Below are 12203 nucleotides of genomic sequence, written 5' to 3' on the forward strand. Positions count from 1 at the left end.
TACGACTGCAACGCTTCGGCGACGGGGTCGCCTCCTACGACAGTGCACCATTTTGGTGGTCCATCCCTGGGCGGCTCGGAAGCGCCGCTTTAATCAGTGTTTCCCTAAACGACCATGACCTTGAACCATCTCCTTTCGGCGCTCGCCATCGCCCTGACCTTCATCGCCTTCATCCCCTACATCCGCGCCATCCTGGCGGGGGCCACCCGCCCCCACCTCTTCTCGTGGGTGATTTGGGGCTCGACCACCTTCGTCGCCTTTTTGGCGCAGCTGTCCGACCACGGCGGCGCGGGGGCTTGGCCCATCGGGGTTTCGGGAATCCTCACCCTGATCGTGGCGGGGCTGGCCTTCGGCAAGCGGGGCGACCGCTCGATCACCGGCAGCGATTGGGGCTTTTTTGTGGCCGCCATGAGCGCCCTGCCGTTGTGGTACCTCACCCGAGATCCCCTCTGGGCGGTGGTGGTGTTGACGACGGTCGATCTGCTCGGCTTCGGTCCCACCCTGCGCAAGGGTTACCGCCACCCCTTTGAAGAGAGCCCCCTCTTCTTTGCGATGTTCGGGGTGCGCAATCTGCTGGCGGTGGCGGCTTTGGAGCACTACTCCCTGACCACGGCGCTCTTCCCCGCCGCCTTGGGGCTGGCCTGTTTTCTGGGGATGGGGATGATCGTGTGGCGACGAAGCCGGATGGCACCCTCAACACAACGGGGGATCCCAAAAAACCGCCAGGAAGGTGGTTTTTAGGGGGGGGTAACGATGAATGGGAACGCCGCCAGCGCCGCGAGGATGACGTTCGGCCCACCCCGGCGTAGGGTCTCACCCCTCTTTTGCTTTGAATCCCAAGGAGCGCTCCATGGCCGTCATCGAGGTTCGCAACCTGACCAAACACTACCGCATGGGCGAGGTCGAGGTTCCCGCCTTAAGGGGGATCGATCTCGACGTTGAGGCGGGATCGTTTGTGGTGCTGGCGGGGCGCTCGGGCTCGGGCAAAACCACGTTGCTCAACATCCTGGGGGCGCTCGATCTTCCCGACGGCGGCTCGGTGGCGATTCAGGGGGAGGACTTTCTGGCCTTAAGCAAGGATCAGCGGGCCCGCTTTCGGCTGCGCCACATCGGCTTTGTCTTCCAAGCCTACAACCTGATCCGGGTATTGTCGGCCCGTGAAAACGTCGCCTATGTGTTGGAATTGCAGGGGGTGACGAAGAGGGCGCGGATGGAGCGGGCCGACGAGTGGCTGAGGGCGGTGGGGCTATCCGGCTTTGAAAACCGCCGCCCCGACCAGCTTTCGGGGGGGCAGCAGCAGCGGGTGGCGGTGGCAAGGGCACTGGCCGCCAGCCCCGACCTGGTGCTGGCCGACGAGCCGACCGCCAACCTCGATTCGGCCACCGGGCGGTCGCTGATCGAATTGATGCAGCAGCTCAATCGCGAAACCGGCACCACCTTCGTGCTCGCCTCCCACGACCCCATGGTGATCGCGTCGGCGGGACGGTTGGTGATGATGGGGGATGGGCGGATTGTGGATGGGGAAGCCGATTCGGCCGCTTGAGCCGAGGTGCCGTTGTCCCCTCGCCCCGGACACGGGGAGAGGGGACAACGGCACCTCGGCTCACCACATGCGGACCGACCGGTCCAGCTTCCCCACCGGGAAGCCCCCTCACCCCAACCCTCTCCCTCTCAGGGGGCGAGGGGGCATTCTCAACCTGAGGCGATCCAGTTCATTACGATCCATGAAACCAACCCTCCCCCTCACGACCGCCCTGGCCCTACTCGCCCCGGTTGCCCATGCGACCGACCTTGGCGCTTTGGGCGATTTGACCGGCAACTACCGCAATCTTCTGTTTGGCAGCCACACCTATGCTTGCCCCCCCCTCACCGGCCCCAGCACCACCCGGCAAGAGGGGGATCTGAACCGGCTGCGGCTGGAGCTGCATGGACGCAGCGACGGGTGGTCTTGGGAGGGGGTCTACGATCTGAACCTCGACCGGCAGATGGCCGGTCCCACCGCCGCCGTCACGACCCCCGCCACCTGGCTCGACCTCGACGACCTGCTCAAAAAAACCTCCCGCGATCTCTGGCGGCACAACCTCTACCGGCTCAATCTGAGCTATGAAACCGAGGATTGGCGGATCACAGCGGGACGGCAGCGGATCGGCTGGGGCTCGGCCCTGTTTTGGCACCCCACCGACCGCTTCAACCCGGTACCTCCTGAGGCGCTGGAGCCCGACGACAAAACCGGGGTCGACGCCCTCTATGCCGAATGGCGCTTCACCGGCTTTGCCACCCTGCAAATGGTCGCTGCCCCCGCCAACGCAGCCCGCTCGACTGGGCGCAAATGGGCGCTGCGGCTGCGCGATACCCTCGGGGAGACCGATGCGGCGCTGATGGCGGGGCAGTTCGGACCCGAGGGGGTGATCGGCATCGACGCGGTCTCCAATGTGGGGGATGCGGCGGCCCGCATCGAGGCGACCGCCGTTTGGCCCGATCGGGTTGCCCTAAACACCCCAACCTTGACGACCCGAAACGCCGATCCCTACCAACAAATCGCCCTGGGGATCGACAACACCTTCGTCAGCGAGTCCATGCCCCAGGGGCTCTACACCGCCATCGAGTATTTCTACAACGGGGCGGCGACCTTGAGTGTGGGGGTTCCGGTTCTACCTCTGAATCTGCTCGCCGGTCGCCTCGATTCGCCCCTTCGTCACCAAATCGCACTTTCGTTGGGCTATGATCTGCACCCTTTGCTGCGGCTGGAGGGGGTCGGCATCGAGGGATGGGACCACACCGGGGGGCAACTCCTGAAATCCCACCTGCTGATGCCCCGGCTGGTTTGGTCGGCACGGGCCAACCTTGAGGTGGTTGCCGGGGGGATTCGCTACCGGCTGGTTCATCCGGCTATTCCCTCTCCGGGCGGCTACGACCTGCTCTATTCCCGACTCGAATTCTTCTTCTAACGGATATGCGCCCCTTGATTCGCCGACTTCTACGTTTTGGCTTGTGGACCTTGCTGGTGTTAACCCTGGTGGGCGGAGGGGTGGCCGGGTATTTCGTTTGGCAGGTGAGCCAACAGCTCCCCCCTATCGAAAAACTGGTCGGCTACGAGCCCCCCATGATCACCCGAGTCTACGACCGCAACCTGACGCGGCTGGCCACCTTGAGCAAAGAGCGGCGGATTCCCCTCACCCCCGAACAAATCCCCCCCAAGGTGGGCCACGCCTTCTTGGCCGCCGAAGATGCCATGTTCTATCAGCACCCCGGCATCAACCCCATCGGCATCATCCGGGCCGCCTTTGCCAACATGTTTGCTGGCCACTACAGCCAAGGCGCCTCGACCATCACCCAGCAGTTGGCCAAAACCTTCTTTTTGAGCCCCGAAAAAACCATCGTCCGCAAAATCACCGAAATGCTGCTGGCCTTTCAGATTGAGCAACGTTTCAGTAAAGACGAGATCCTGGCGCTCTACCTCAACCAGATCTATTTCGGCCACGGCGCCTATGGGGTCGAGGCGGCGGCGGAGACCTATTTCAACAAAAACGTCGACATGCTGACGGTTGCCGAGATGGCGTTGCTGGCCAGCCTGCCCAAGGCCCCCAGCGACTACGACCCCTACAAGGGGGCCAAACGGGTGCTGGAACGGCGCGCCTATGTGCTGGGGCAGATGCGCGACCATCACTGGGTCACCCCCCACGAGTACGAAGCCGCCATGGCCGAGCCGCTCACCCTGGATCACCACCCCAACGCCGAATTCGAGACCCCCACCCTTGAAGAGATGGTGCGCCGCTTCCTGGTGGATCGCTTCGGCGAAACAACGACGCTGGAGGGGGGGCTGAACGTCTTCACCACCTTCGATGCCGACTGGCAGGCCAAAGCGCGTGCGCAACTGGCCGAGGGGGTGCGCAAGGTGCAAGAGGACCTACCCTTCGACGAGCCGCTCGACCAGGTGGAGATCAGCGATACCCTCCCCCCCGAAACGGTGGTGGCCGAGTGGAAGGGGCTCCCCCCCCTTGACGACGGGGCGATCCGAGGATTGGTGGTCTCCATCGAAGACGACCAAACCGCTCTGATTCGCACCATTCACGGGGAGGCACTGCTGCGCATGGGGGAAGGGACACCCAGCCGCAAGCTGGTGGTGGGTGGGTCGATCCAAATCCGCAAAATCGCCCAGCTATTGAATGTGGGTGATGTGATTCCGGTGCACGAACTGCCCCAAGCCAAGGGGCAGGCCATGATGCAGGTGGCGATGATTTCGCAGATTCCGCTGGAGGGGGCGCTGGTTAGCCTCGACCCCATCGACGGTTCTTTGAGGGCGGTGGTCGGCTCCATCGATCCCTTCACCGATCACTTCAATCGGGCCACACAAGCCGTTCGACAACCAGGCTCCTCGTTTAAACCGCTGATCTACGCCACCGCCTTGGAGCGGGACGACATCACCCCGGCGACGATCCTGTCCGACGCCCCCATCGTGCTTGAAAGCGCCCGTGACGGCATTGACTGGCGCCCCGAGAACTACGAGCAGCGCTTCTACGGCGACACCACCCTGCGCACCGCCCTGGAGCACTCCCGCAACCTGGTCACCATTCGCCTGCTCAGCCGCATTGGGGTCAAATCGGTGCTGACCAAAGCCAGTTTGCTGGGAATCCAAAGCCCCATGCCCCGCCATCTAGGGCTGGCGTTGGGGGCGGGCGCGCTGCACCCCATCGAGCTGGCGGGAGCCTATTGCGCCCTGCCCAACGGCGGCCATGCGGTGAATCCCCACTTCATTGAGCGGGTCGAAGATCGCCACGGTCGCATCGTTTACCAGGCCGCCCCCAAGAGCGATTGTCTGAGCTGCCACCACTTCGACGCAGGGCAGACAATCCCCCCCGCGTTCCTCCCCACCCAGGTCTACACCCCCGAGGCTGCCTTTCAAACCACCTATCTGATGCAAGGGGTGATGACCAACGGCACCGGCATCAAGGCGCAGCTCAATGGCCGCCCCAGCGCCGGTAAAACCGGCACCACCAATCGGCAGAACGACGCCTGGTTCATCGGCTTCACCCCCCAACAGGTAACCGCCGTCTGGGTGGGACGTGACGACAACCAGCCGATCGGCCACGGCATGACCGGCGGCCGGGTCGCCGCCCCGATTTGGCACAGCTACATGAGTGAGATCATGGGCAACCTGCCGGTGCAGGGTTTTGTGCCGCCCGAGGGGATCACCTTCGTGCGGCTCGACCCCGAAACCGGCAAACAGCCAACCCCCGAATCGCAGCGCATCATCTTCGAGGCGTTCCGTAAAGGGACCGAACCCAATTTTCAAACCGACCTTCCCGACTGGCTGACTCAATGAGCGACACCCCCCGTCTGCGTTTCGCCCCCTCCCCCACCGGCTGGCTCCACATCGGCAATGCCCGCACCGCCCTGTTCAACTTTCTGCTCGCCCGCAAGCTGGGGGGCACGTTGATCCTGCGCATTGAGGACACCGACCAGGCCCGCAGTCTGCCCGAATACGAGGCGGGATTGATGGAGGATTTGCGCTGGCTCGGCATCGATTGGGACGAGGGGGAGGATGTCGGGGGCGACTGTGCCCCCTACCGCCAATCGGCCCGCGCCGAGCGTCACGCAGCGGGACTGCGCAAGCTGGCCGAATCGGGCGCGGTCTACCCCTGCACCTGCACCCCCGAGCGGCTGGAGGCGGTACGCCAGCAGCAGTTGGCCAAGGGTCTGCCCCCCCGCTACGACGGTTGTTGCAGGCCTTCTGGTTCTGCGGGTCTTGCAGATGGAAGCAATCCTCGCCTTCCTCCCGACGGCACCCCTTTTGTCTGGCGCTTCCGGGTCCCCGAGGGGGAGACCTTCGTGTTCGAGGACTTGGTGCTCGGCCCCCAGACGATGCAGGCGGCCCACATGGGCGACTTCGCCCTGAGCCGCTCTGACGGGACGGTGACCTTCCTCGGTTCGTCGCTGATGGATGACCTCGACATGGGGGTGACCCACGTGCTGCGCGGGGTCGACCATGTCACCAACACCTTCCGCCAACGCTTGATCGCCCGCGCCCTGGAGCACGAACCCCCCGCCTATGGCCACCTCCCCCTGGTCAACGCCCCCGGCGGCAAGCCGCTGTCGAAGCGGGACGGCGGCGCCTCGGTGCGTGACTTCCGGCAGGCCGGTTACCTGCCCGAGACGATCCTGACCGCCATGGTCCGCCTGGGCTGGACCCCCCCCGAGGGGGCCAAAACGTTGGCGGAGCTGGCTGCCGCCTTCGATCCCGCCGCCATCCAACCCGCCCCGGCGGTGTGGGACGTGACCCACCTGCCGGGGCTCAGCCGCGAGGCGTTGCAGGCGGCCAATGGTGAGCGACTGCGCGAGGCGGCCCGGTGTTTGGACTCGGCGCTGGACTTCCCGGCAGCCTATTGGGATCTGGTCAAAGCCAACCTCGAAACCTTGCGCGATGGGGCGCAGTGGAAGCGACTGCGCGACCCCAACGCTCCCGCCGACGACGACGAGGCGCAAGCGGTGCTCGATGCGGTCCCCGAAACGCTGCTTCAGGCGATGCGGACGATCCCGGTTCAGCCGGGTCAGGAGGGAGCTTGGGCCAAGGCGGTGGGTCAGGCGGCGGGACTGAAGGGCAAGGAGCTCTTCATGCCGCTGCGGGCGATCCTGAGCGGAGCGCTGCATGGGCCGAGTATTGGGGAGATCGTGGGGTATTTGGGGGGGAATGGGGTTCAAGCAAGGATCTGACAGCCGTATCAGGATTTATCGCGAATCCAATCCAGCACGGCGCCACCACACTTCGGCCTGCCGTATCTCCGCTTGGGTCTCTTCGGTCAACAGGGACAAAAGTCCTCATCGCGCAATGGCCTGCTGGATCGCGTCCCACGCACTCAAATAAGCCTGATGCGTAACCCCGCTTTCGGATGTCCGGGTTCATGGACTTGTTCGGCACTAATTTCGATGGACCCAGTAGTACGGTTCGCGATGGAGATAGAAGACATCGGGACGAAGGATTTTGGTAATTCCCCCCCTTCGTTGAAAGATGCCTCCCGCATACGGAAAGCTAAGGAAACGCTGATTCAAGGCGGGATGCCTTGAATCAGCGTTTCCCTAAAGCCGCGTGGGTTCCTTTGATGAGAAGATCGAGGTTGCAGCGGGAACGATGGGATCAAGGGTACAGCGTTGAATCGTTGCTCTTGGCTGTATGGAAACCACCAGGGTAGGACGGATCATGAAGCGATGGACACCGTTGTTGTTGGAATGGATGGTGCCGAATTGGGGAGGGTTTTCGCCTGCCCAAGCCGGGGAGCACGAGCGCTACAAACGGGGAAAGGAGCATCAAGAAACCGGCGCAGCGCAAACTCGGGAACACGAGCAAGACCGAAGGCCAACACACACGCAACGCGACAACAACAACGAAGCGCAAAATCGCCCCACCCCGCCGCCCGCCACCCCTCCTTTGAATGGCGGGGGCAACTCGGTACCCCCTCCCGCTCCACCCACCATCGTCTGCGCCCCCACCATCATCCCGCCCATGGCTGTCATCGTTGAAGCCATGGGGTCCCAGACCCCGGCGCAAGGGGGCCGTTTTCTCTTTGATTCTCAATCATAAACTGGCCCGCCGCCGCCAACCGGGTAGACTGCCAGTGCCACCCCGCCTGAAATATCGTGCGGCCCTTCGACAGGCGCAGGGTGAGTAGAACAACGCCGCTTTTACCCAACCCGCCACACGAAACCGACGACTTGTGACCCTCCCCCCCCTCTGGACCCGCAACTTCCGCCTGCTCTGGGCCGCCAGCTTTATGATGGCGGTCAGCTTCTACTTTTTGCTCCCCACCCTCCCCCTCTACGTCGTGCAGTGGCTCCACGCCAGCCCCACTGACGTCGGCTGGATCATCGGGCTGTTCACCCTCACCGCCCTTGCTGTTCGCCCCTTTGCCGGATTGGCGCTCGACCGTTTCGGGCGCAAAACCGTTTACCTGCCCGCCTTGATCCTCTTTGCGCTGGCGATGGCGGGGTACCTGATTCCCCAAACCCTGGCCGGATTGCTCGTCCTGCGCTTGATCCACGGCATTTTCTGGGGGATGACCACCACCGGTGGCGGGACGCTGGCGGCCGACATTGTCCCCCCTGCCCGGCGGGGCGAGGGGTTGAGTTGGTATGGGATGACCATGACCTTGGGGATGGCCCTGGGGCCGGTCGGGGGGCTGTGGCTGCTGCGCGACCACGGCCCAACCACCCTGTTTGTGGCTGCGACCGTCCTCGGGCTGAGCGGTGCCCTTGCCGCCGCCCTGCTCCGCCCCCCCGTCATCGCGCCGCGCCCCCCCTCCCCTTTTGCCTGGAGCAGCCTGATCGAGGGGCGACTGCGTTGGGTGGCGCTCCTCTTCGCCCTCTACGCCGCCACCTACGGCGGGGTGGTCAGCTTCATCACCCTCTATGGCGCCGAGTTGGGGATCGTCAACAGCGGCTGGTTTTTTCTCACCTACGCTGTGGCGGTCGCCACCATCCGTCCGGTGGCGGGCAGGACGATGGACCGGCGCGGCCCCGCCGGGCTCTTCACCATCGCCCTGGTCCTGCTCATGACCGGCTTTGCCATCCTCGCCTTGGCCCAAGGGTTGATCGGCTTTTTGGTCGCGGCCGCAGTGCTGGGTTTGGGGAGCGGGATTGTCATGCCGACCTGTTTCACCATGGGAATCAATCTGGTCGAACCCTACCGACGCGGCGCCGCCAACGGCACCCTGTTTTCGGCCCTCGATCTGGGGATCGGTTTGGGGGCGGTGTTGCTGGGGATCGTCGCCCACCACTTCGGGTTGGCGGCGATGTACGCTTGCAGCATCGGGGTGTTGCTGCCTGCCCTGATGTTGTTTCATCTTAAGGTGTTGCCCGATTACCGCACCCGAATGACCCCCTCCCCCCCATCGACGGATCCATCATGACGCTGCCTTTGACCGAACCGATGCGCCGCGCCCTGGCCACGATCTGGATTGTCCTGCGCACCGCCGTCGTCTCGTTCCTCGACAACCGCGCCTTCGCCGCCGCCGCCACCCTGTCGCTCTACGGTTTTTTGGCTTTGATGCCGCTGCTGCTGGCGGTGGTGCTGGTCGTCTCGGCCACCCTCGATTCCCCCCAAGCGCTGACCGGCGCCCTGGCCAACCTGACCCGCGAGGGGCTACCGAACCTCAATCTGGCGGTGGTCGACGAGGTGCAGCGGCTGGCCCAAAGCAAGGCACCCGGCTGGCTCGCCTTCATTTTGCTGCTTTGGGCGGTCACCCCCTTTGCCGGAGCGGCGCGGGCCGCATTCGAGGCCGCCTTTCACAAACCACGGCGGGGACGCCACTTCTGGCTGTTCGACCTGGGTTGGGATGCGCTGGTGGTGATGTTGCTGCTCAGTTTGATCCTCGCCCTGATGGTCATGCAGGTGTATTTGGGGCTGCGGGCCGAGTACTTCCCCCATCTGCCCTACATCACCCCGATGCTGGAGTGGGTGATCCCGCTGCTGATGCCGGTTTTGGTGATCGGGCTTCTCTTCTTGGTGTTTTCGCCGCTGCGCCCCCGCTGGTCGAGCCTGCTGATCGGCTCCCTGGCCGCCGCCTTCTTATTCAACCTGCTGCGCTGGGGCTTCGGCGCCCTGCTGGTCTACAACCCCGACTACGGCTACGCCTTCGGCTCGCTCAAAACCATCTTCTTGCTGCTGGTCTGGGCTTATTACTCCTTTGCGGTGCTGCTCTTTGGGGCCGAGGTGGCGGCGGCGGTAGAACGGCGGGAGATCCTGCTCATCACCGCTTTGATTTCCCACGAAACCCCACCCGCCGCCGAACATTTGGTGATGGGGGGACGGTATTTGCACCGACTCGATCCGGGTGAACACCTGTTTGAAGTGGGTGATGCGGGGCGGGAGATGTACGTGGTGGTGCGGGGCGAGGTGATTGTCGGCCACGGTGGCAAGGTGCTGACCCGGCTGCACCACGGCGATTTCTTCGGCGAGATGTCGCTGCTGCGCGGCACCCCCCGTTCCACCGGCGCCAAGGCGGGGGGCGAGGGGGCCGATGTGGTGGCGGTCGATTCGACCAACTTCGAGGCAATCGTGCGGGAAAACCCCGCCATCTTCAGGCGGATGCTCGAAGAGATGGCCAACCGGTTGCAGGCGACCACCGAGCAGACCCTCTCGCCGATTTCTCGGAAAACACCATGAAACGCCCGGTTTTGTTCACTTTAGGGGCACTGTTGGTGGCGGGGGTGGGGGCGCTGCTGCTCCCTTCGTCCCACGCAGGCCAGGAGGTGGACATGCCCGACACCGAACTGCCCTTCAAGGCCATGGCCGAGCAAAAGCTGCATCACGCCCCGGAGGGGGGCTTTCGCAACCCCTGGCGCCCCGACGGCGAGGGGAATTTCGGCCGGTTTTTGCGCTGGAAGCTCCAGTCCAATCCCTGGGCGAAAGAGAAGAAAAAACTGCCGGTCTTCTCGGTCGAAAAACCCGATTTCACCGTGCCCGCAGGCGGTATTCGGGTGGTTTGGCTGGGCCACAGCACGGTGCTGATCCGTACTGCTCAGACCACGATCATCACCGACCCGATCTTCGGCGAGGTTTGGCCCGGCCTCGACCGCGCCACCCCCTTCCCCCTCGATCCAAACGATCTACCCCACATCGATGCGGTGCTGATTTCCCACAGTCACTACGACCATTTGGATGACGACTCCTTGCGTTTTCTGGTCGAGCGGGACCACCCCACGGTTATTTCTGGCCCCGGATACGAGGGTTGGTATCTAAGTCACAAGATTTCCGGCACGAAATCCTTAGATTGGGAGCAGGCGACGACCCTACCGGGGGGGGTTAGGGTCGTCGCCTATCCCCTGCAGCACTGGTCCCGCCGCACACTCTCCGACACCAACGCCATGCTCTGGAACGGCTACCTCATCGAAGCTGAGGGGGTGCGTCTGTTTTGGGCGGGCGACACCGCCTACTTCCCAGGCTTTGCCGAGTTTGGCAAACGGTTCGGCCCCATCGATTTGGCGCTGCTGCCGGTGGGGGCCTTCGAACCGCGATGGTTCATGCAGGGACACCACATGAGCCCCGATGATGCGACCCAGGCGGCGGGTGACTTGCGGGCGCGGTTGTGGATCCCCATTCACTGGGGCACCTTCGATCTTTCAGACGAACCGCTCGATCTACCGATCCGCCACCTGCAAACCAGGGGCAGCACTACCCCGATGTTGGTCCTTAACCATGGTGGTGGAACCGACCTCGATGCCGAGGCTGCACCCCCCTGAACCTCTTTTAGGAGCGCATGTTGAACCGCCTGCACCTCTCGATCTTCACGTTGTTGTTCGTTCCACTGATCGCCCACGCCAACGATGCTCCAACGCCTGTCCCCGTCCCTACCTGGAACGGCGAGGGGGAGCTCGGCTTTACCCAGGCGCGGGGCAACACCGACAGCAACATCCTCAACGCCAAACTGGGGTTGGGGCGTAGCGATGGCCCCTGGGATCACAGCATCAACGTTGAGGCGCTCAACAACACCACCGGCGGCGTGCGCACCGCCGAGCAATATGTTGTGGGTGCCAAAACCAAATACGCCTATAACGAGCGCGCCTACAGCTTTGCTGCGCTGAACTGGCAGAAAGACCACTTCGCCGCCTTTCGGCTGCAACAGGGGATCGAAATCGGCGCCGGTCGCAACGTACTGCACGAGCCCGACCACAGCCTCGATCTATCGCTTGGCCTCGGTTATCGCGAAACGGTGGCCAACGACGCCGCCCTGACCAAGAAAACCAACCCCACCGTCTCGGTAGGTCTGAATTACCTGCTGGGATTGAGCCCAAGCGCCACCTTCACCCAAGACCTGAACGTCACCACTGGCAAAGACAACACCTACACCGAGGCGGTGACCGGTTTGAAGGTAACGATCAATGCGAGCCTAGCGCTGAAGAGCAGCTACACCGTGAAGCACAACAGCACCGTGCCTGTGGGGAGCAAAGCGACCGACACGGTGACGGCGGTGACGTTGGTTTATGGGTTTTGACGCGAAGGATCGATGCCAATGACAAAGGGGGCTCGGGCCCCCTTTTTTTGTGGTCGCTCGGCAGGCCCACCCGGTTCAGTCGTGATTTCAAAGCTAGGAGTCTGTCGGGCTTGAGCGTCCGTAGCGAGCCGAGTGGGGAATCGAGGCCAAATTTTCACGGTTTTGAGGATCATAGTGGTGGCTATGTGACGAAAAAACGGGGAAATTTGGACCGATTAC

Annotated in this window: 9 protein-coding genes; all 9 read left to right on the forward strand. The window is 63.5% G+C overall.

What is annotated here, in order from left to right:
- The first annotated feature begins 114 nt into the window (after nucleotides 1–114).
- The 9 genes from AUJ55_05395 (at nucleotide 115) to AUJ55_05435 (ending at nucleotide 11984) form a co-directional block, all read left to right on the forward strand.
- Entirely contained in the window at nucleotides 115–741 is a 627-nt protein-coding gene (locus AUJ55_05395; GenBank protein OIO58269.1) for a hypothetical protein, read from the forward strand.
- A 109-nt stretch (nucleotides 742–850) separates the two neighbouring features.
- On the forward strand, nucleotides 851–1543 hold the full coding sequence (locus AUJ55_05400) for a lipoprotein ABC transporter ATP-binding protein (protein ID OIO58270.1): 693 nt from the start codon (nucleotides 851–853) through the stop codon (nucleotides 1541–1543).
- A 181-nt stretch (nucleotides 1544–1724) separates the two neighbouring features.
- The gene (locus tag AUJ55_05405; protein ID OIO58271.1) at nucleotides 1725–2948 is read left to right on the forward strand and encodes a hypothetical protein; all 1224 of its coding nucleotides are present in this window, start codon (nucleotides 1725–1727) and stop codon (nucleotides 2946–2948) included.
- Between the two features lie 5 nt (nucleotides 2949–2953).
- Complete coding sequence (locus AUJ55_05410; GenBank protein ID OIO58272.1) at nucleotides 2954–5323, forward strand: hypothetical protein; 2370 nt, start codon at nucleotides 2954–2956, stop codon at nucleotides 5321–5323.
- Nucleotides 5320–6711 carry a glutamate--tRNA ligase gene (locus tag AUJ55_05415; protein ID OIO58273.1) on the forward strand — a complete coding sequence of 464 codons (1392 nt, stop codon included), beginning with the start codon at nucleotides 5320–5322 and terminating at the stop codon, nucleotides 6709–6711. The genes AUJ55_05410 and AUJ55_05415 overlap by 4 nt, the downstream gene beginning before the upstream one ends.
- A gap of 998 nt (nucleotides 6712–7709) precedes the next feature.
- A complete protein-coding gene (locus AUJ55_05420) occupies nucleotides 7710–8900 on the forward strand; it encodes a hypothetical protein (GenBank protein ID OIO58274.1) in 1191 nt (396 codons plus the stop codon).
- Nucleotides 8897–10156 (forward strand): hypothetical protein, encoded by a 1260-nt coding sequence (locus tag AUJ55_05425; protein ID OIO58275.1) that lies wholly within the window; start codon nucleotides 8897–8899, stop codon nucleotides 10154–10156. The genes AUJ55_05420 and AUJ55_05425 overlap by 4 nt, the downstream gene beginning before the upstream one ends.
- Nucleotides 10153–11232 carry a hypothetical protein gene (locus tag AUJ55_05430; protein OIO58276.1) on the forward strand — a complete coding sequence of 360 codons (1080 nt, stop codon included), beginning with the start codon at nucleotides 10153–10155 and terminating at the stop codon, nucleotides 11230–11232. The genes AUJ55_05425 and AUJ55_05430 overlap by 4 nt, the downstream gene beginning before the upstream one ends.
- 17 nt (nucleotides 11233–11249) lie before the next feature.
- Entirely contained in the window at nucleotides 11250–11984 is a 735-nt protein-coding gene (locus AUJ55_05435) for a hypothetical protein (protein OIO58277.1), read from the forward strand.
- The last annotated feature ends 219 nt before the right edge of the window (nucleotides 11985–12203 follow it).

The sequence above is a fragment of the Proteobacteria bacterium CG1_02_64_396 genome, assembly GCA_001872725.1.
Taxonomy (GTDB): Bacteria; Pseudomonadota; MNWR01; order CG1-02-64-396; family CG1-02-64-396; genus CG1-02-64-396.

Bases quoted from the DNA above. Each gene is read 5' to 3' on its own strand.
- AUJ55_05395 (OIO58269.1), top strand. From the start codon at position 115: ATGACCTTGAACCATCTCCTTTCGGCGCTCGCCATCGCCCTGACCTTC.
- AUJ55_05400 (OIO58270.1), top strand. From the start codon at position 851: ATGGCCGTCATCGAGGTTCGCAACCTGACCAAACACTACCGCATGGGC.
- AUJ55_05405 (OIO58271.1), top strand. From the start codon at position 1,725: ATGAAACCAACCCTCCCCCTCACGACCGCCCTGGCCCTACTCGCCCCG.
- AUJ55_05410 (OIO58272.1), top strand. From the start codon at position 2,954: ATGCGCCCCTTGATTCGCCGACTTCTACGTTTTGGCTTGTGGACCTTG.
- AUJ55_05415 (OIO58273.1), top strand. From the start codon at position 5,320: ATGAGCGACACCCCCCGTCTGCGTTTCGCCCCCTCCCCCACCGGCTGG.
- AUJ55_05425 (OIO58275.1), top strand. From the start codon at position 8,897: ATGACGCTGCCTTTGACCGAACCGATGCGCCGCGCCCTGGCCACGATC.
- AUJ55_05430 (OIO58276.1), top strand. From the start codon at position 10,153: ATGAAACGCCCGGTTTTGTTCACTTTAGGGGCACTGTTGGTGGCGGGG.
- AUJ55_05435 (OIO58277.1), top strand. From the start codon at position 11,250: ATGTTGAACCGCCTGCACCTCTCGATCTTCACGTTGTTGTTCGTTCCA.